Below are 20,309 nucleotides of genomic sequence, written 5' to 3' on the forward strand. Positions count from 1 at the left end.
ATGGGCCGGAATCGACGGGGCCGGGAGCGACGAGGCCGGGGTCGACGAGGCCGGGGTCGACGGGGCCGGAACAGCCGGCAGAGACAGAACTAGAACAGATGCCGATCCAGTGCCATCAGCCCTTCCGGGCCGGCAGCGATCTGGCGCTCCAGCGACTCGTTCCGCGGCAACTGGCGCTCCAGGAAGTGCCGCCCCACGATCAGCTTCGCCTGATAGAAGTCTTTCCCGGCCGGGCCGTTTCCGGACAGACCGCGATGCGCCGCGTGGGCGGCCTTGAACCACATCCAGGCATAGAGGGCATGGCCCAGCAGATGCAGATAATCGTGGGCCGCCGCGCCCGCGGCAGCCGGATCCTTCCCGGCGGCCTCGATCAGCGCGGCGCTGACCCGCTCGAGCCTTTCCAGTTCACGCACCGCCGCCTCCCGGAACGGTCGTAGCGGCGACGCCTCGATATCCTCGCCGCCGCCGAGATCTTCCCGCACCCGCTCGGCGAGACGCTTCACGTATGCCCCTTGATTGCGCGTCAACTTGCGCCCGACCAGATCCATCGCCTGGATGCCGTTGGTGCCTTCGTAGATCATCGCGATCCGGGCATCGCGCACGTACTGTTCCGCGCCCCATTCGACGCAGTAGCCATTGCCGCCATAGAGCTGCTGCGCCTCCACCGTGGCCGCGAAGCCGCGATCGGTCAGGAACGCCTTGGCTACCGGGGTCAATAACGCGACCAGATCCGCCGATGCTTCACGCACCTCGTCATCGGGATGGTACTTGGCACGGTCGAGCTCGCTTGCCACGAACGCCGCGAACAGTCGCCCCCCTTCGTTCCAGGCGCGGGCGTCGAGCGCCATGCGGCGCACGTCGGGATGGACGAGAATCGGATCGGCCGCCTGATCCGGTTCGGCAGCGCTGCCGGGCGCCCGGCTCTGGCGCCGCTCGCGGGCGAACGCCATCGCGCCCTGATAGGCCACCTCGCCCAATCCCAGCCCCTGGAGGCCGATCGAAAGCCGCTCATAGTTCATCATGGTGAACATCGTCGCCAGCCCCTGGTGCGGCTCGCCGATCAGAATGCCGCTGGCCGCTTCGAAGTGCATGACACAGGTGGCGCTGCCCTTGATGCCCATCTTGTGTTCGAGGCCGCCACAAACCACCCCGTTGGGCTCGCCGAGCGAGCCGTCCTCCAGCACCTGTCGCTTGGGCACCAGAAACAGCGAGATGCCCTTGGCGCCTGCGGGCGCCTCCGGCAGTTTGGCCAGCACCAGATGGGCGATGTTCTCGGTCAGATCGTGCTCGCCGCCGGTGATCCAGATCTTGCTGCCGGTAATGGCGTAGCCGCCGCTGCCATCGGGCACGGCGCGGGTCTTGATCAGCCCCAGGTCGGTGCCACAGTGCGGCTCGGTCAGGCACATGGTGCCCAGCCACTCGCCGGCGTAGAGCCGCGGCAGATAGAGCGCCTTGGTGGCCTCGTCGGCGTAGGCATCGAGCAGCAGCCCGGCACCGTTGTTGAGCGTCATATAGAGGGCGAAGCTCGCGTTGCTGGCATAGAGCATTTCGTCGAAGGCCTGAGTCAGCAGCTTCGGCAGACCCTGCCCGCCATGGTCGGGATTGCCTCCCAGCCCGCACCAGCCACCTCGGGCCAGTTCGAGAAACGCCTGCTTGAATCCGGCCGGCGTCCGTACCTCGCCGCCTTCGAAACGGCACCCTTCGGCGTCTCCGCGCTGGTTGAGCGGAAACAGTTCGGCCTCGACGAGACGCCCGGCCTCTTCGAGAATGGCATCGGCGAGCTCGGCGTTGAGTTCGGCGGTCGGCGGCATCGACTGCCACGTCTGCTCGGCATGGAACACTTCGTCGCGAACGAAACTCATGTCTTCGAGCGGTGCACGATAATCGGCCATTGGAACTCTCCCGGCGGGCTTCAAACATTCGTTTCAATATGGCCATGACTATAGGTGAGAAGAGCGGCGGCCTTCACTCTGACCTTGGTCTAGGCTTTGCCTGAAAAGTGCCTGCGCTCACCGGCTTCTCTCACCGCATCCGGTTTCCCTCCCGTGCCGAACGCTACCATTGGCGACGTTTTTCACCGTATCAGCGGCAGTAAGCGCGAAGATTCCTTCGGGACGGTTGGAACGACCGACTTGATTCAGGATAATTGGCAACTTGCGTGTTCCCGCGGATACGCCAGACTGAGTGCTCTCCCCCACAGGCCGAGCGCTCTCTGGCACGACGCCCGAACGACGCAAGGGAGCGCAAGGGAATCGTCGCCATTCGCCGTGCGATTGCGACTTGGAATAGACTCATCAAAGAATGGAGACGGCTAGTGGCTCAAGACGCCGACAATCAGCCGGATGCGCCGCAGGAAGGCATACCGGCACCCGAGGGTCCCGCCAATCTCATCGATACCGATTATGTGATTGGCCAGGACAATATCCAGACCAACAAGTTTGGTTTCAATGTCGATCTGCATGGCAAGGTCTTCTCGATCTCGTCGCTGCTGATTCTGTTTTTCGTCATCATCACGTTGGCGCTGCCGGACCAGATGGGTCCGCTGTTCAACGGAGCGAAAGGCTTTCTGACCGACAACCTGAGCTGGCTGTTCTTGTTCGCCGCCAATATTTTCGTGCTGGTTTCCGTCGTGCTGATCTTCACGCCGCTGGGCAAGGTGAGAATCGGTGGCCTGCATGCCAAACCGGATTTCAGCTACGCCGGCTGGTTTGCCATGCTGTTCGCAGCGGGCATGGGTATCGGGCTGATGTTCTACGGCGTCTCCGAACCGATCACGCACTTCGGCACGTCCATTTCCGGTGATTCCTGGGCGCCGCTGGGGGGTGCCGAAGGCGACCAGGCCGCCGCGCAATCCCTGGCCATGGCTGCCACCATCTTCCACTGGGGTCTGCACCCGTGGGGTATCTACGCGGTCGTCGCGCTGTCGCTGGCACTCTTTTCCTTCAACAAGGGCCTGCCGCTGACCATGCGCTCGATCTTCTACCCGATTCTGGGTGAGCGGATCTGGGGCTGGCCGGGCCACGTCATCGATATCCTGGCCGTGTTCGCCACGCTGTTCGGCCTGGCGACCTCTCTGGGTCTCGGTGCTTCCCAGGCCTCTGCCGGCCTCAACTACCTGTTCGGTATTCCCAATACCGACGTGACCATGGTGCTGCTGATCATCGGTATCACGCTGGTTGCGCTGATGTCGGTCATGCTGGGTGTCGACAAGGGCGTTCAGCGTCTGTCGCAGATCAACATGGGCCTGGCCTTCCTGCTGCTGCTGTTCGTGATCATCGTCGGCCCGACGCTGCTGATCGCTACCGGCTTCATCGAGAACATGGGCTCCTACCTCGCGAACCTGCCGGCGCTCTCCAACCCGTTCGGTCGTGACGATACCAACTTCGTCCATGGCTGGACCGCCTTCTACTGGGCCTGGTGGATCTCCTGGTCACCGTTCGTGGGCATGTTCATCGCCCGCGTCAGCCGGGGTCGTACGGTGCGCGAGTTCCTGATCGCCGTGCTGCTGGTGCCCACCGTCGTTTCCGTTCTGTGGATGACGGCCTTCGGTGACACTGCGATCGACCAGCTTGCCAACCAAGGCTTCGAAGGCGTCAAGAATGCCGCGCTGGAGCTGCAGCTGTTCACCATGCTGGGCCAGTTGCCGCTGACGACGATCACCTCGTTCGTTGGCATCATTCTGGTCATGGTGTTCTTCATCACCTCTTCCGACTCCGGCTCGCTGGTCATCGACTCGATCACCGCTGGCGGTAAGGTCGACGCACCGAAGCCGCAGCGCGTGTTCTGGGCCTTGATCGAAGGTGCCATTGCCATCGCGCTACTGCTGGGCGGTGGATTGACGGCACTGCAGGCCGCAGTGATCGCTACTGGCCTGCCGTTCACCATCGTCCTGCTGGCCGCGTGCTATGCGATCATCCAGGGGCTGCGTTCCGAACCCCGCGGCTGATGGCATCGTAGACGGTGGATCCAAAAAAGCGGGCGGCTCATGGAGCCGCCCGCTTTTCGTTGAAGTCCTCGATATTCCCTTCCCGGCTCGTGCCGGCTTACCGCCACAGCGCGCTGACCGGCGTGTTCCAATCGTAGTGATAGAGAATCTGGGCCTGCAGCAGTTCTGCCGTAGCCAGTGAGTCGACCAGGGCGTGATGGCCGGTATAAGCGGGAAGATGGTAGCGCTGGCGACTCTCGTGGAGGCGAATCGAGGCCATGGGCCGCCCCGCCCAGCGCCGCAGCCTGGCCCACCAGGGCTGGCGATGGATCCGCGCTTCCAGTGACATGGTGTCGATCATCGGCATCAGCAGACCATCGCCCAGACGCTCGCGAATCGCGGCATCCAGGAAAGTCCGCTCCAACTGACGATAGTGCACCACGGCCAGCCGACCGGCGAGCACCGTCAGCAGCTCGTCGATGATCGATGCAAAATCAGGAGCATCCGCCACTTCTGCATGGGTGATGTGATGAAAGGCGACCGATTCATCGCTCAACTGGCGCCGGGGCGACAGCACCCAGTAGCGGCCGTCCGCGGGGCGGATTCGCGACAGGGTGAACGGAATCACGCCGACGCTGACGATGTCGTGACGACTGCCGTCCAGGCCGGTGGTCTCGAAATCCATGGCCACCAGCGGCGCCTCGCCGATCGGCATGTCGGGGTCCAGCGTACCCTGCGCGAAGAAGCTGGCCAGCCGCGGCACCTGGGTCTGTTGCGCGCGGGCTGCCATGTAGTCGGGCCAGTTCGGCCGAGTGCTTCCTTTCGAGCTCAGGCGCGGCATCAGCGACGACTCCGGGACGAGGCATTGCCGCCCGGCTGGGCAGCACCCTTCGACGCCCCCTGCCTGGACGGCATGGTGTAGCGAAAGGAGAGAAACTTCTGGGCGTTGCTGATCGCTTCGAAGGCATCCTTGAGATGGTGACGCTCACGGCTGTCGATGTTTTCGGGATCGATGCTGTTGTCGGGCTCGGCGCCCTGCTCGATCGCGTCGGCCTGATGGCGAATGCGCACCATCGACATGAATTCGAAGGCGTAGCGAAGGCGCTCGGTGACGCCGTCCGCCAACAGCTTCGTCTGGGCGATATCGTCGAGACGGGCGAAGCTGTTCTGGGCTTTCGAGCCGCAGGCCAGCGCATGGACGCGCACCAGATCCGTCAACGGCGCGGTGCCACGGCGCTTGAGATTGATCGACTTGCGGTGCTCGCCATCCTGCTCCATGACGAACTTGCGGAAGAAGCCCAGCGGCGGCGTCCGGTTCTTGGCGTTGCGCGCCAGCGCCGCGAGAAAGACAGGGCGCTGCGGCGCCAGTTCGGCGATCAGATCCTGCAGCGACTCGACCATGGGCGCCTCGCCATGCACCGGGGCCAGATCGAAGAAGATGGAGCTGTGCAGCAGCCGTTCGCCGTTGGGTTCGTCCATCCACTCGGTGAAATAGCGCTTCCAGACCGCCAGCGGCTGCCGCCAGCGCGGGTTGGTCGCCATCACGTCGCCCTTGCAATAGGCGTAACCGCAGGCGGCAAGGCCATCACAGACGAACTTGGCCAGGGCTTCGAAATAGGCTTCGTGCTGTGCCGGATCGTAGCTGTCGTCGAGCACCAGCGCGTTGTCCTGATCGGCGTTGATGGTCGGCTCTTCCCGCGCCATCGAGCCCAGCACCATGAAGCAGTAGGGAACCGGCGCCGGCCCCAGTTCGGCTTCCGCCAGCTCGAGCAGACGCTGTGTGAACGCCCGGCCGATCGTTGCCAGCGCCCGGCAGACCATCTCCGAATTGGCACCGTCGGCGACCATGCGCACGAACCCCGTGCGAACCTCGGGGGACAGTCTGGCGAGCTGTTCCGGCGTGTTCTGAACGAAGATGTTGTTGACCAGAAACAGGCTGCTGTGGGTCTCGTGACGCACGATATCGGAGAGATGCAGCACGCCGACCGGCTGGCGACGATGCAGCACCGGCAGATGGTGAACCTGGTTGCGCAGCATGCTCAGCATCGCTTCGTAGACCGATTCATCGGACTGGGTCACGATCAACTTCCGCGACATCACCTCGCCCACCGCCGTGTCGGGCGACTTGCCCTCCGCCAGCACGCGGGTGCAGAAATCGCGATCGGTGAGAATGCCGTTGAGCTGCCAGTATCGGCCGTCCCGCCCGGTGAACGTATAGGCGGACTGCGTCTCGGTGACATCCACCACCAGCACGCAGGTCGCGTTGGCGTCGCGCATCTGCTGCGCAGCCTGCTGCAGCGAAGTGCTGGCCTCGACCATTTCCGGCTGGCGCGTGATCAGCTTGCGCACTCGCGTGGTCATCAGGCCGCTGTCGTCGCGCTGCTGTTCGACCGTCACCTTGAGTCGCTGGCCGCCGGTCTCCACGAATTCGGAGAAGTCGTCGTCTTCCTCGCAGACTGCTTCGAAGACATCGCCGGGGATGAAATAGATCAGCGTGTCCTCGATCGCGCTGACCGGATAGCGCACCCGGCGATTGCTGCGCAGCAGGTCCGCATAGCCGAAGATATCGCCCTCGCTCAGGCGGTTGAACAGCCGACCACTGCGCTGATACATCTCGACCGCGCCGCTGCGGATGTACCACAGGGATTCGATCGGCTGATCCTTGACCAGCAGCTCGCTGCCGGCCTGGAAGTAGCGAATCTCGACCTCGCCGGCAATGCGATCGAGCAACGCATCGGGGAGATTATCGAACGGCGCGAACTGCGCCATATGACCTCGGATATCCAGCTGCTCAACGTTCATGCGTCCCTCCCCGTCGCGAAGGCTTATTGTCGAAGGGCCGGGAGATGGCGTCAACGACGGCTTGTCTTCTATCCGCTTGATACCCCGGCGAAAACCGCCGAAATCGCTATCGGCATGACGGGCGCCAAGAACCGGTCAGCCACACTCGCGCGCGAGCCTACGCAGCCGATCGCAGGCGATTTCGAAGATCCCCTGGGTCGAGACATCGGTCATGCCGCCGACATGCGGCGTCGCGATCACGTTCTGGGCGAATATCGGGTCCGCGGGATCGGCCGGCTCTTCCCAGAACACGTCGAGCCCGGCGCCACCCAGCCGGCCCGAACGCAGCGCCTGCAACAGCGCGTCCCGCTCGACCAGCCCGCCGCGCCCCAGGTTGATCAGAAAGCTGCCCGGCTTGAAGGTCGCCAAGGAAGTCGCATCGATCAGGTGATGGGTTTGCGGGGTATCCGGCAGTGTCAAGACGACAAAATCCGCGCGCGCCAGCAGCGTCGGCAGTTCTTCCAGCGTGCCCAACCAGGCAAGACCGTGCCGTTCGGCGACAGCGGGATCGGCGTGGCGCTTGATCCCCAGCAGGGTCATGTCGAAAGCGTGCAGTCGCCTGGCCAGCGCCTGGCCCAAACCGCCCAGCCCCACGATTCCCGCTGTCTTGCCCTTGAGCCCCATCCCGATCGGCCCGCCCAATTGGCGGTCGGCCAGAAACTCGGGAATTCGCTTCGCCTGTCGGGCCAGCCCCAGCATCATCCAGATGCCCAGCTCCGCCACGGAATCGGCGTTGCCCGAGATATCCGTCGGCACATTGGCGACCTCGATGCCCCGCGCCTCGGCCGCCTGCCGGTCCACGCCCTCCAGTCCGGCACCGATCTGCTGTATCAGCTTGAGGCGGTCGGCCGTCGCCAGCAGCGGCGCATCCACGCGGCTCATGGTCGGAATCAGCGCATCGAAACCCGCCAGGGTCTTCAACTCGTATCCGCCGGCCGCCACGAACTCGACATCGGGCAGGGCCTGCCGGAACTTGGCGAGAATGCCGCCCCAGGCATCCTCCTCGGCTGCAAATAGTACGCGCACGGGCACCCTCTCATCGTGAATCGGAGAAAAATACCATGCCGGGTAACGGGTTCGGAGTAAATGGCAGGGCCAGCGCTCGTCAGGCGCTATCGGCCTTCGACAACGGCGTGGGATGCTTGCCTTCGATCCAGCCGAGACTGCCGCTGTCGCTCGGCTGGAACCAGTCGAAACGAGCCGCCAATTCAACCACGCTGCCGATAACGATCAATGTCGGCGGCCGTGGCTGATACTGGTCGAGGTTCGAGGGCAAGCGCTGGAGCGTGCCCAGATGCACACGCTGATTGGCCGTCGTGCCCTGCTCGACCAGCGCCATCGGCGTGGCGGCATCGAGCCCGTGCGCCACCAGCCGCTCGCGAATGAGATCCAGCGCTCCCAGCCCCATGTAGAAGACCAGCGTCTGGCCGCCGCGGGCCAGTGCCGGCCAGTCGAGGTCGCAGCTGCCGTTCTTGAGATGACCGGTGACGAAGCTCACCGACTGGGCGTGATCGCGATGGGTCAACGGTATCCCGGCGTAGGCCGCGCAACCGGACGCCGCGGTGATCCCCGGTACCACGTCGAAATCGACGCCGGCTTCGACCAGCGTCTCGAGCTCTTCGCCACCGCGACCGAAGATGAACGGATCGCCCCCCTTCAAACGAACCACCCGGTTACCCGCTTTCGCCCAATCGACCAGCGCCTGATTGATCCCCTCCTGCGGCACGCTGTGCCGGGAGCGCGCCTTGCCGACATAGAAGCGTTTGGCCTCGGGATTAGCCAGCGCCAGGATTTCCTGACTGACCAGCCGATCGTGAATCAGCACATCCGCGCGCTGCAACTGCTTGAGCGCCTTCAGCGTCAGCAGTTCCGGATCGCCCGGCCCGGCGCCGACCAACGAGACATGTCCCCGCTGCCAGTGCGTGCCGGAAGGTGCCGCCGCGTCCTGAACGGTCACTCTCGGCGGCAGCCGGACGCTGCATAGCGCCGGATGCGACGGCACGAAAACGGCCACGCCTGCCTGGCGGGCCAGCGTCACCATTCGGCGATCGCGCTCGCCGTCACCACTGGCGACCAGCCATAGCTGACCGGCCGCGGGCACCGGTTCCGCGTCGTCCATCTTCCATCCTTGCGCCTGGCACAGGTGCGCCAAGGCCGGCATCGCCGAAGTGGCGTGCACGGTCACCGCCGGCACCAGCCCGGCGATACGATGCGCCAGTGTCAGCGCTTCGCTACCGCCACCGATGAGATGCACATCGAGACAGGCAGGGTCGTATTGAAGAGTGAGCGAGTCGGTCACGAGTCGGGCCGCTGGTCGGAAAGAAGAACGTGGCGCGCCGGGCTGAAGCGTATCCGGTCGAAGAACGCGCGACTGAAGCACAGGGCTGAAGCATAGCCGGCAACGCCACCCTGGTGGGCGGAGTGTAAGGCTTGGCATTCGCACGACGAAGTAACGGTTTTTTGTAGAGTTATAACCAAACGATCCCTCATAGCCAAATGGCATGAGGGATCGCCTGCGACGGAAATCAGTCGGCGTTGAAGCGAGTGACCCCGCCCATGTACGGCGCCAGCGCCGCGGGTACGTCGATGCCGCCGTCGGCGTTCTGATAGTTTTCCAGCACCGCCAGCAGACAGCGCCCCACCGCCAGGCCCGAGCCATTCAGGGTGTGTACCAGTTGCGGCTTCTTCTGATCCGGGCTGCGGAAACGCGCCTGCATCCGCCGCGCCTGGAAATCCTCGCAGTTGGAAACGGAGGAGATCTCCCGGTAGGTCGCCTGGCTCGGCAGCCACACTTCCAGATCGTAGGTCTTGGTGGCACTGGCGCCCATGTCGCCGGTGCACAGCGTGACCACGCGATACGGCAGTTCCAGTGCCTGCAGAATCGCCTCGGCGTGGCCGCGCATCGCCTCCAGCGCCTCGTAGCTGGTCGCCGGGTCGACCACCTGCACCATCTCGACCTTGTCGAACTGGTGCTGGCGAATCATGCCGCGGGTATCGCGACCGTAGGCGCCGGCCTCGCTGCGGAAGCACGGGGTATGCGCGGTCAGTTTCAATGGCAACGACGCATGATCGAGGATCTCGTCGCGCACGAAATTGGTCAGCGGGACTTCGGCCGTCGGGATCAGGTAGTAGTCGCTGTCGGCGAGCTTGAAAAGATCCTCGCCGAACTTGGGCAACTGGCCGGTGCCCGTCAACGTCTCGGCGTTGACCATGTAAGGCACGTAGCACTCTTCGTAGCCGTGATCCTGGGTCTGCTTGTCGAGCATGAACTGGGCCAGCGCACGGTGCAGGCGAGCGATCGGCCCCCGCATCACGGCGAAACGCGAGCCGGTCAGCTTGGTTGCCATCTCGAAATCGAGATAGCCGAACCGGGCCCCCAGGTCGACATGGTCGCGAACCTCGAAGTCGAATTCGCGTGGCGTTCCCCAGCGATGCAGCTCGACATTGTCGCTCTCGTCGGCTCCCTCGGGAACGTCTTCATGAGGCAGGTTGGGCAGCCCGGCCACCAGATCGTCCCAGGCCTGCTGCACTTCGCCCAGTTCGCGCTTGGCACGGTCGAGATCATCGCCAAGCTGACCCACTTCGGCGAGCAGCGGCTGGATGTCTTCCCCGGCGGCCTTCGCCTTGCCAATCGATTTGGAACGCACGTTACGCTCGTTCTGCAACTGCTCGGTCCGCGTCTGCAGCTCGCGACGCCGGGACTCGAGCGACTCGAGCTGTTCGGTATCGAGAGTGAAGCCCCGCAGGGCCAGGCGTTGGGCGACGAACTGCGGATCGCTACGCAACAGCTTCGGATCGAGCATGACTGAGTTCCGTTAGTTGAAAGCAGAGAATCTTGATCTGGATACGACCAAAAACGCGGCGCAACCCAATGAGAGTCACGACGCCCCGGCCGATTATTCTATGGTCAGCGAAGACCAGCAAAGGCCAGCGAAGAGCGCTCATTGTAAGGAAAACCCCACCCCGGCACCATGCACCACCGGGGATTCGTGTCACAGCGCTGTTTGGCGCGCTAAACTATCCGCCCTCGAGCGCTCCGGCGCCAAGAACCGATAACCTGCCGGATGGAATCCGTCCGGCGACGGCCGCCCGACCGGCCCGACGTGATGGCTTGATGCATGACGATGATTACACGCCTAGATCCGGCCAGTGCCGATCTCACCCTGCCCGAGCGCTATCGCCGGTTTCTTGCCGAGCTGGCCGATGCGGGTTTCCGGGGAGACATCGGTGACGATGCCGCCAACCGTACCGTGCTGGCGACGGACAACTCCATTTACCAGCGCCTGCCGATGGCGGTGCTCTATCCGCGCGATGCTGCCGATCTCGAACTGATCGCCCGCCTGCTCGGACGCGAGGCGCACCGCGACATCGTGCTCGCCCCGCGCGGCGGCGGCACCGGCACCAACGGCCAGTCGCTGACCGACGGGCTGGTAGTGGATGTCTCCCGTTACATGAACCGGATCCTCGAGATCGACGTCGAGAACCGCCGGGTGCGGGTTCAGGCCGGCGTGGTCAAGGATCAGCTCAACGCCGCGCTCAAGCCCCATGGACTGTTCTTCGCCCCGGAGCTTTCCACCTCCAACCGCGCCACGATCGGCGGCATGATCTCCACCGATGCCAGCGGCCAGGGCAGTTGCGAATACGGCAAGACGCGCAACCACGTGCTCGAGCTCGATGTCGTGCTGCCCGGCGGCGAGCGGCTCGAGAGTCGGCCGCTGGACGAGACAGCACTGGCGGCCGCCTGCGAGCGCGACGACCGGATCGGCGAGATCTACCGCGCGGTGAGCGACATAGCGGCCACCGAGCGGGAGCGCATCGCGGCGACCTTCCCGCCGCTCAACCGCTGTCTGACCGGCTACGACCTGGCGCACCTGACCGACGACCAGGGCCACTTCGATCTCAACAGCGTCTTGTGCGGCGCCGAAGGTTCGCTGGCGCTGCTCAACGAGGCGACGCTCAACGTGTTGCCACTGCCCAAACACTCGACCCTGGTCAACGTGCGCTATACCGGCTTCATGGACGCGCTGCGCGATGCCAAGACGCTGATGGCGGAAGGCAACCCGACCTCGATCGAAACCATCGACGACCGGGTACTGCAGCTGGCGATGGAAGATTTCGTCTGGGACAGCGTGGCGGAATTCTTCCCCGCCGTGGCCGATGACGCTGTGCCCGATAACGCCGTGGCCGATGACAATGGCGAGCGCGGGACGCCGATTCGCGGTATCAACCTGGTCGAGTTCAACGACGACGATCCGGCGCGGCTGGCCGAGCGCGTTCAGGCATTCGTCGAGCATCTCGGCTCAGATACCGGCGTCGAACGGCTCGGCTACACCCTGGCCGAGGGCCGCCCGCAGATCGCCCGGGTCTATGCCATGCGCAAGCGTGCGGTGGGCCTGCTCGGCAATGCCAAGGTCGATGCCAAGGGCGAGAAACGTCCGATCCCGTTCGTCGAGGACACCGCGGTGCCGCCGGAGCAATTAGCCGACTACATCGCCGAATTTCGCCAGCTGCTGGATGTCAGGGGGCTCGAATACGGCATGTTCGGCCACGTCGACGCCGGCGTGCTCCATGTGCGCCCCGCCATCGACATGAAGGATCCGGCGCAGGCGCGCCTGATTCGCGAGATTTCCGACGAGGTGGCGGCGCTGACCCAGCGCTACGGCGGGCTGCTGTGGGGTGAACACGGCAAGGGGGTGCGCTCCGAATATACGCCGCGCTTCTTCGGCGAGCTCTACCCCGCGCTGCAACGGGTGAAGGCCGCCTTCGACCCGCACAACCAGTTCAACCCGGGCAAGATCGCGACACCGCTGGCTGAAGGCGAGGCTGGCATCGTTGACGGACACGATCCGGGCCTGCTGGCGATCGATGGGGTAACGACACGCGGAGAGCTGGATCGTCAGATCGATGAGCGGGTCTGGCAGGAGAACGCCAGCGCCGTCTACTGCAACGGCAACGGCGCCTGCTACAACTACGACCCGGCCGATGCCATGTGTCCTTCCTGGAAGGCGACACGTGAGCGCATCCACTCCCCCAAGGGCCGCGCCAGCCTGATGCGCGAATGGCTGCGCCGCCAGGGCAACGCCGGTGTCGACGTGATCGAGGTGAGCCGAGCCCAACGTCGCGGCGGCCTCGGCGCCTGGCTCCTGGCCCAGCCCGGCAAGATCGGGCGGTCGATCGCCCGGCGGCGCGGCGAGGCCGACTTCTCGCACGAGGTTCACGACGCCATGGCCGGGTGTCTGGCGTGCAAGTCCTGCGCCGGCCAGTGTCCGATCAAGGTCGACGTGCCGGATTTCCGCTCGCGCTTCCTGGAGAGCTACCACAGCCGCTATGCGCGCCCGCTGCGCGATTATCTGATCGGCGGGCTCGAGTTCGTCGTGCCGCATCTTCAACCGGTGACGCCGCTCTACAACGCCCTGCTCGACAACCGCCTGGTCGACCGCTTCCTGGCGAAGGGTCTCGGCATCGTCGACAGCCCGAAACTCTCCCGCGCCAGTCTCGGGAAAACGCTCGCCGCCTGGGGCGTCGCCGAAGCCACCCCGCTGACGTTGGGGCGACTCACGGAGGCCCAGAAAAGCCGCAGCGTGGTGCTGGTGCAGGATGCCTTTACCAGCCACTTCGAGTCGCGACTGGTGATGGATGTGGTCGAGTTGCTGGCACGCCTGGATATCCGGATGTTCGTGGCGCCGTTCCAGCCCAACGGCAAGCCGCTGCACGTGCAGGGCTTCCTCGGTCGCTTCGAGCGAGTAGCGGCAAGGCAGGCGGCCAGGCTCCGGACGCTTTCCCGCTTCGGCGTACCGCTGGTGGGCATCGACCCGGCGATGACGCTCACCTACCGTCAGGAATACGTCAAGACGCTGGGGCCGCAGGCGGTGCCGGAGGTACTGCTGCTGCAGGAGTGGCTGCTGTCGCTGGGGCAATCGATTCTGCCGCGAGGCTGGCGCGACGAGGCGACCGGCACCGACCCCGGCTATCGCCTGATGAGCCACTGCACCGAGAAGACCAACGCGCCGGGCAGCCCCAAAGGCTGGCAGCAGCTGTTCGCGCACTTCGGGCTTCAGCTGGATCTGATCGCCACCGGCTGCTGCGGCATGTCCGGCACCTACGGGCACGAAGCGCGCAACCGCGACACCTCGGAAAAAATCTACGATCTTTCCTGGCGCGAACCGGTGGAAGATGACGCCAATGCCGGTCGCCTGCTCGCCACGGGCTACTCCTGTCGCAGCCAGGTCAAGCGGCTCTCCGATCGGACACTGCCGCACCCGTTACAGGCGCTGTTGAAATGGATCAAGATCGCTGGCACGCCCACGTCTCCCTCATACTCATCGACCGCCAGCTTTCGTTAACAAGGAGCCGATCTCATGACCGAAGCGAAACACGTCGTTTGTCCGCACTGCCACGCCGTCAATCGGGTCGCTGGCGCTCGTCTGGCGGACGCTCCCAATTGCGGTCGCTGCCATAACGCCCTGTTCAGCGGCGAGCCGTTGACCCTGGATTCGGCCAATTTCGATCGTTTCGTGTCGCGTAGCGATCTGCCGATTCTGATCGACTTCTGGGCCGACTGGTGCGGCCCCTGCAAGGCGATGGCGCCAGGGTTCGCCCAAGCCGCCAGGGCGTTGTCGCCGAACGTCATCCTGGGCAAGCTGGATACCGAAGCCGCGACGGATATCGCCTCGCGATTCGGTATTCGCAGCATCCCGACGCTGATCCTGTTCCGCGGCGGGCGAGAGATCGCGCGCCAGGCCGGTGCCATGGGCTCCGCGGATATCGTCAACTGGACCCAGCGACAACTCGCCACACCCTGAAGCCTCCTTTGCCTTCGATTCGGCATTGCATCAATGCAATGCCGCCGCTAGTCTGCGCGCCTTTTGCCACCTCCTGGAGAGACTGCCATGGAAAACGCTGCCCTTGCCCTCACCGGCATCGGCCTGCTGGCGCTGATCTGCCAATGGCTTGCCTGGCAGCTCCGGGTGCCCGCCATTCTGCCGCTGCTGATCGCCGGCATCGCCGCTGGCCCGGTGACCGGTATCCTCGATCCCGACGCGGTGCTGGGCGACCTGCTGTTCCCGCTGGTCTCCCTGGCGGTGGCGGTGATCCTGTTCGAGGGCGCCTTGACGCTGGATTTCCGCGAGCTTCGCGGCCATGGCCGCACGGTCAGCCGGCTGGTGACCTGGGGCGCGCTGATCACGGCGCTGATCGCCATCGCCGCCGCGCATCTGGTACTGGGCCTCTCCTGGGAGATGGCCAGCGTGCTGGGGGCGTTACTGGTGGTGACCGGCCCGACAGTAGTATTGCCGCTGCTGCAAACCCTGCGCGCCCGGGAACACGTCAGCCAGATCTTGCGCTGGGAAGGCATCCTGATCGATCCGATCGGCGCCATCGGCGCGGTACTGGTCTACGAGTTCGTCGCCCTGGGGCTCTCCAACGGTGCGGCAGCGCATACCCTGCTGAGCTTCGCCCAGACCGCGGTGATCGGCTTCGGCCTGGGCACGGCCGGTGGCTATCTATGGGGCAGCGTGCTGCGTCACTACTGGCTGCCCCAACGGCTGCACAGCTTCGGCACTCTGATGATCATGCTGACGCTGTTCACCGCATCGAACCTGCTGTTCCACGAGTCGGGCCTGCTGACCGTCACCGTCATGGGGGTATGGATGGCGAACATGCGCGGCGTACCGACCCAGCCGATCCTGGAGTTCAAGGAGACGCTATCGATCCTGCTGATCTCGGGGCTATTCATCCTGCTGGCCGCGCGCCTGAGCCTGGCCCAGTTGAGCCTGCTGTCGTGGGAAGCGTGGGCGTTTCTGGTCATCCTGGTGTGGGTCGCGCGGCCGCTGGCGGTGTGGCTGTGCACCTGGGGCAGCTCGCTCAACTGGCGGGAAAAGGCGCTGCTGGCCTGGCTCTCTCCCCGCGGAATCGTCGCGGCGGCCGTGGCCTCGCTGTTCGCGATTCGCCTCGAGGCGCTGGAGGTTCCCGGCGCCGAGCTGCTGGTGCCGGTCACGTTTCTGGTGATCATCAGCACCGTCGTCGTCCAGAGCCTGTTTTCGCGCCCGCTGGCGAGGCTGCTGAAGGTGAACGCGCCTACCGCATCGGGATTCCTGATCATCGGCGCCAACCCCGTCTCGCGGGCATTCGGCAGCGCGCTTCAGGAAGCCGGTTTCGCGGTGCGGCTGTGCGATCACAACTGGGACGCCATCCAGGAAGCGCGGATGACCAATATCCCGACCTACTACGGCAACCCGCTGTCGGAGCACGCCGCCCAGCATCTGGGGCTGACCGGCATCGGCCACCTGCTGCCGCTGTCGCCCTACCGCGAGCTCAACAATCTGGCCGCGCTGCACTTCGAGCACGTCCTCGGCCACGGCAAGGTCTTCCGGCTGGCGGTGGAGTCCTCCCGTAATGCGCGGCGTCACCATCAACAGGCGCTGGCGCACCTGCCGCTGCTGTTCGACGGCAATACGACATTCACCCGCCTGTCGAGTCTGATCGGCCAGGGCGCCGTGGTTCGCCACGCCAATATCAGCGACAACTTCGATATCGACGATTATCGGCGTATTCATCACGATCGCCTGCTGACGTTGTTCACGCTCTCGACCAGTGGCCGGATCCGTATCGCCACGGCCGAAAAACCGCTCAACCCGAAGGCGGGCGATACGCTGATCAGCCTGATATTCCCGGATTCGCCCGAGTTCTGAATTTCGGGCTCTGAATTTCGGACTCTGAATTTCGGATTCTGGATTTGGGACTCTGGATCATGAGTTCCGACCGGGCCACATAACGACGAACCCCGCTTCCCGAGTCGACGATCGGGAAGCGGGGTTCGTACGTTGCCGCCGTGCGTTCGTTAGCCCGGCGCGGACGTGTGACGCGGTCCGGGCTAAAAGAACATTCGGCGAAGCGCGCTACCGGGTTCTTGCTCGCGCATGAAAGCCTCGCCGACCAGAAAGGCATTGACGTCGAATTCGCGCATGCGCTCGACATCATCCCGGCCATGAATGCCAGACTCGGTGACGACCGTCACGCCTTGGGGGATTCGCTTGAGCAGCTCGAAGGTCGTGTCCAGCGAAGTCTCGAACGTGCGCAGGTCGCGGTTGTTGATTCCCACCAGCGGCAGATCGAGCATCAGCGCCCGTTCGAGTTCGAAGATATCGTGCACCTCGACCAGCACGTCCATGCCCAGTGCCGTCGCCTGCTGGTAGAGATCCTTGAGCTGCTCGTCGCTCAGCGCCGCCACGATCAGCAGGATGCAGTCCGCGCCGATACCCCTGGCTTCCGCCACCTGGTAGCCGTCGATGATGAAGTCCTTGCGAATCACTGGCAGGTCGCAGGCGTTCCGGGCGGCGATCAGGTAATCCTCGTGCCCCTGGAAGTAGTCGGCGTCCGTCAGCACCGAAAGACAGCTGGCACCGGCCGCGGCGTAGTCGGCCGCAATCTCGGCGGGCTGGAAGTCTTCACGGATGACACCCTTGGAGGGCGACGCCTTCTTGATCTCGGCGATGACGGCAGGATCGCCGCCATCGATACAGGCATTGAGCGCCGAGACGAAGCCTCGCGGCGCGCCCTGCGCCGTTGCCCGCTCCAGCCAGGTCTGCTCGCTGGCGACCGCGCGGCGTTCGGCGATCTCCTCGCGCTTGCGTGCCAGGATCTTGGCCAGAATGGTAGGCAGTTCACTATCGGCGGCATCGGTCATCGTGGAGATTCCTGTTGAGCTGGTTCTGATTCAGCAAAGACGCTGGTTCGGCGAAGACGCCGGTTTTGTCGCGAGCGGTCAGTTGGCGAAGACCCGGGTGAAGTCGGAAAGCTCCTTGAGCTTTTCCAGCGGCAGCTTGGAGGCCTGGGCGTCCTGCGCCATCAGCACCCCCTCCTTGAGCGAATCCGCCACACCGGAAGCGAACAGCGCCGCCCCGGCGTTGAGCGCAACGATGTCGCCAGCCACACCCTTGCCGACCAGCGCCTCCTTGACCAGCTTGAGACTGTCTTCGGCGGTCACGACCTTCAGCGGATCGAGGGATTGACGCTCGATGCCCAGCTCCTCGGGCGTGATCGTGTATTCACGAATCTCGCCGTCGCGAAGCTCGGCCACCTGCGTCGGCGCCGCCACGGAGATTTCGTCCAGGCCATCCTCGGCATGAACCACCAGCACATGCCGGCTGCCCAGCTTGCGCAGCGACTCTGCCACCAGCGGCACGAGATACGGTGCATAGACGCCCAGCAACTGGTTGGGCGCCCCTGCCGGATTGGTCAGCGGGCCAAGGATATTGAAGACCGTGCGAACCCCCATCTCGCGCCGCGGGCCGATGGCATGGCGCATCGCCTGGTGATGGCGCGGCGCGAACATGAAGCCGACCCCGACCTCTTCGATGCAGCGCGCGATGGTCGCCGCGTCGAGATCGAGATAGATCCCCGCGACGTCGAACAGATCCGCACTCCCGGCGGAGGACGAGACGCCCCGATTGCCGTGCTTGGCGACGTGACCGCCGGCAGCCGCGACCACGAAGCTCGACGCCGTGGAGACGTTGAAAAGGTTGGCGCCATCGCCACCGGTGCCGACGATGTCGACGATGTTGTCGCAGTCGATCGATACCGGCTGCATCAGTTCGCGCATGACCTGCGCCGCCGCCGTGATCTCGTCGGCGGTCTCCCCCTTCATCGCCAGCCCGATCAGGAAGCCGCCGATCTGGGCCTCGGTCGCTTCACCCGTCATGATCGCCTTCATGACGGCATGGGTATCCTCGTAACTGAGATCCTGACGGCGCATGACCGCGCCGATCGCATCCCGCATTTGCATGTTGGTTCCTCGCCCTTCCCGGCCAGCTGTGTCAGATCAGGCGCGGCGTTTCAAGAAATTGGCCAGCAGTTCATGCCCCTGGCGAGAGAGAATCGACTCCGGATGGAATTGTACGCCTTCGATGTCCAGTGTCTTGTGCTTCAACCCCATGATCAGGCCCGGCGTCGGATCATCGTCATCCACCCAGGCGGTCACTTCCAGACTCTCCGGCAGTGTCTCGGCATCGACCACCAGGGAATGGTAACGCGTCACCTCCAGCGGATCCTCGAGCCCTTCGAAAACCCCTTCACCGCGGTGACGAATGCGAGACGTCTTGCCGTGCATCACCTGTGGCGCGCGGATCACGTCGCCACCATAGACCTGACCGATGGCCTGATGACCGAGACAGACACCCAATATCGGGATCCTGCCGGCGAAATGGCGAATCGCCTCCATCGAGATACCCGCTTCGTTGGGTGTGCACGGCCCGGGCGAGACCACCAGGTGAGTCGGTTCGTGGCGCTCCAGCTCGGCAAGATCCACGTCGTCGTTGCGCACGGTGACGACATCAGCCCCCAACTCGCCCAAGTACTGAACGATGTTGAAGGTGAAGCTATCATAATTGTCGATCATGAGGACTGACATGGAAATAAGCTCCTGATATATCGATTAAATCGACTATTGACTCGAGATTTCACCCGAATGCGACCCAAGTCGATCGCTGCCTCTATGCCGACCTCACGAAGCGAAACGAACACACAAAAAATGCCGCCCCGTGGGCGGCATTCTTTTCAAACGTCAATTGACGGACGTAGGCGTGCCACCCTTGAATTAAAGGCGCCACCACGACTGGTTATGCTTGCGTGTTCGGTTCGCGATCATGGGAAATATAGTGCCGCGTCGTCACGCAGGGTGTCAACGCCGTTATCGCCTGCCTTCCAAAAGGAATCGGGCCAACGCCGTTCAATTCGAGACGCTCTTGATGTGGTGAAGATAGAGCGGGTCGAAGTCCCCCTCCTCTTTCAGGCGCTTCTCCTCCAGTATGGTCACCTTCCCTCGTTTCGCTTCGATCAGACCGTCCGCGCGCAGCGCCTGGAATACGCGATTCATATGGACCGGAGTGATACCTATCGCGTCTGCCAGTTCGGCCTGCGTAATCGGCAGACGGAAAGAGTCATTATCGGCAAACCCTACCGCCTTCAGCCGTACCAATAGCTCGCAGAGCAGGTGAGCTACTCGCGGATAGGCGCCCCGCTGCCCGATATTAAGGATCCAGTCACGGTATATCGATGCATCGACCAGTGTCTCGCGCCAGAAGGCCGCGGTAAGACGGGGAGAACGTTCGCAGGCCTGCTTCAAGGCGTTATGCTGGATGAATCCGACCATGCTGGTACTGATCGATGCGATGCTCATGTCCATGACCTTGAGATGCAGGCTCTGCAGATCCGGCATGTCTCCAGGAACATGTACCGCCATGATCTGGCGCTTACCGTCCGAGGTCAGCTTGTAGACACAGGTAAATCCTTCCAGCAGCAGGCAGCTTCGAGAAGCATGCTCGCCGATGCGGACGATATCCTGCCCGGGCTTGAGCGACTCCACTTGCACCGGCAGGTCCTGGAGCACTTGCTTCTCATCGTCGGAAAGCCTGAAGATGCTCTCCAGTTTCCGAATCATCAGGTCGTTGGGAGAAAGACGATTGGTAAAATGAACGCCTGATAGCATGGATTCGCACCTTTGCTTCTCAAAGTCAAAGAAATGAAGCTGCTGCCTCAGTATCTCTGT

At 63.9% G+C, this 20,309-nt stretch carries 14 protein-coding genes; 4 read left to right on the plus strand and 10 right to left on the minus strand.

Annotated features, from left to right (window positions below):
- Positions 1-89 precede the first annotated feature (89 nt).
- Positions 90-1,892 (minus strand): acyl-CoA dehydrogenase C-terminal domain-containing protein, encoded by a 1,803-nt coding sequence (locus R3F72_RS03265; RefSeq protein WP_332778899.1) that lies wholly within the window; start codon positions 1,890-1,892, stop codon positions 90-92.
- Between the two features lie 422 nt (positions 1,893-2,314).
- On the opposite strand from R3F72_RS03265, the gene R3F72_RS03270 reads away from it, so the two are divergent.
- Positions 2,315-3,946, plus strand: a complete 1,632-nt coding sequence (locus R3F72_RS03270; protein ID WP_087717983.1) for a BCCT family transporter — start codon at positions 2,315-2,317, stop codon at positions 3,944-3,946.
- Between the two features lie 97 nt (positions 3,947-4,043).
- Here R3F72_RS03270 and R3F72_RS03275 read toward each other — a convergent pair whose 3' ends face one another.
- From R3F72_RS03275 to serS, 5 genes are all read right to left on the minus strand, one after another.
- Positions 4,044-4,766: a 3'-5' exonuclease gene (locus tag R3F72_RS03275; protein ID WP_332778900.1), complete on the minus strand. Its 723-nt coding sequence runs from the start codon at positions 4,764-4,766 to the stop codon at positions 4,044-4,046.
- Positions 4,766-6,727 (minus strand): DUF294 nucleotidyltransferase-like domain-containing protein, encoded by a 1,962-nt coding sequence (locus R3F72_RS03280; protein WP_332778901.1) that lies wholly within the window; start codon positions 6,725-6,727, stop codon positions 4,766-4,768. Before R3F72_RS03280 ends, R3F72_RS03275 begins: the two co-directional genes overlap by 1 nt.
- 135 nt (positions 6,728-6,862) lie before the next feature.
- Positions 6,863-7,792 (minus strand): 2-hydroxyacid dehydrogenase, encoded by a 930-nt coding sequence (locus R3F72_RS03285; RefSeq protein WP_332778902.1) that lies wholly within the window; start codon positions 7,790-7,792, stop codon positions 6,863-6,865.
- A 79-nt stretch (positions 7,793-7,871) separates the two neighbouring features.
- Positions 7,872-8,723 (minus strand): uroporphyrinogen-III C-methyltransferase, encoded by an 852-nt coding sequence (gene cobA / locus R3F72_RS03290; RefSeq protein ID WP_303855398.1) that lies wholly within the window; start codon positions 8,721-8,723, stop codon positions 7,872-7,874.
- A gap of 568 nt (positions 8,724-9,291) precedes the next feature.
- Positions 9,292-10,569: a serine--tRNA ligase gene (serS, locus tag R3F72_RS03295; protein WP_332778904.1), complete on the minus strand. Its 1,278-nt coding sequence runs from the start codon at positions 10,567-10,569 to the stop codon at positions 9,292-9,294.
- Between the two features lie 321 nt (positions 10,570-10,890).
- Here serS and ydiJ point away from each other — a divergent pair, with 321 nt between their 5' ends.
- The 3 genes from ydiJ to R3F72_RS03310 all read left to right on the plus strand — a co-directional run bounded on the left by ydiJ (position 10,891) and on the right by R3F72_RS03310 (position 16,455).
- Positions 10,891-14,109 carry a D-2-hydroxyglutarate dehydrogenase YdiJ gene (ydiJ, locus tag R3F72_RS03300; protein ID WP_332778935.1) on the plus strand — a complete coding sequence of 1,073 codons (3,219 nt, stop codon included), beginning with the start codon at positions 10,891-10,893 and terminating at the stop codon, positions 14,107-14,109.
- 15 nt (positions 14,110-14,124) lie between these two features.
- On the plus strand, positions 14,125-14,568 hold the full coding sequence (gene trxC, locus R3F72_RS03305; protein WP_332778905.1) for a thioredoxin TrxC: 444 nt from the start codon (positions 14,125-14,127) through the stop codon (positions 14,566-14,568).
- A gap of 87 nt (positions 14,569-14,655) precedes the next feature.
- A complete protein-coding gene (locus R3F72_RS03310) occupies positions 14,656-16,455 on the plus strand; it encodes a cation:proton antiporter (protein WP_332778906.1) in 1,800 nt (599 codons plus the stop codon).
- Positions 16,456-16,637: 182 nt separating this feature from the next.
- Here R3F72_RS03310 and trpC read toward each other — a convergent pair whose 3' ends face one another.
- The 4 genes from trpC to R3F72_RS03330 all read right to left on the minus strand — a co-directional run bounded on the left by trpC (position 16,638) and on the right by R3F72_RS03330 (position 20,249).
- Complete coding sequence (trpC, locus tag R3F72_RS03315) at positions 16,638-17,450, minus strand: indole-3-glycerol phosphate synthase TrpC (protein WP_087718126.1); 813 nt, start codon at positions 17,448-17,450, stop codon at positions 16,638-16,640.
- Positions 17,451-17,528: 78 nt separating this feature from the next.
- Positions 17,529-18,548, minus strand: a complete 1,020-nt coding sequence (trpD, locus tag R3F72_RS03320) for an anthranilate phosphoribosyltransferase (protein ID WP_332778907.1) — start codon at positions 18,546-18,548, stop codon at positions 17,529-17,531.
- A 36-nt stretch (positions 18,549-18,584) separates the two neighbouring features.
- Positions 18,585-19,172, minus strand: a complete 588-nt coding sequence (locus R3F72_RS03325) for an anthranilate synthase component II (RefSeq protein WP_303855380.1) — start codon at positions 19,170-19,172, stop codon at positions 18,585-18,587.
- Between the two features lie 318 nt (positions 19,173-19,490).
- Entirely contained in the window at positions 19,491-20,249 is a 759-nt protein-coding gene (locus R3F72_RS03330; protein ID WP_332778908.1) for a Crp/Fnr family transcriptional regulator, read from the minus strand.
- Positions 20,250-20,309 lie beyond the last annotated feature (60 nt).

Origin of the sequence: Salinicola sp. 4072, from assembly GCF_036663415.1 — a bacterium.
GTDB lineage: Bacteria > Pseudomonadota > Gammaproteobacteria > Pseudomonadales > Halomonadaceae > Salinicola > Salinicola salarius_A.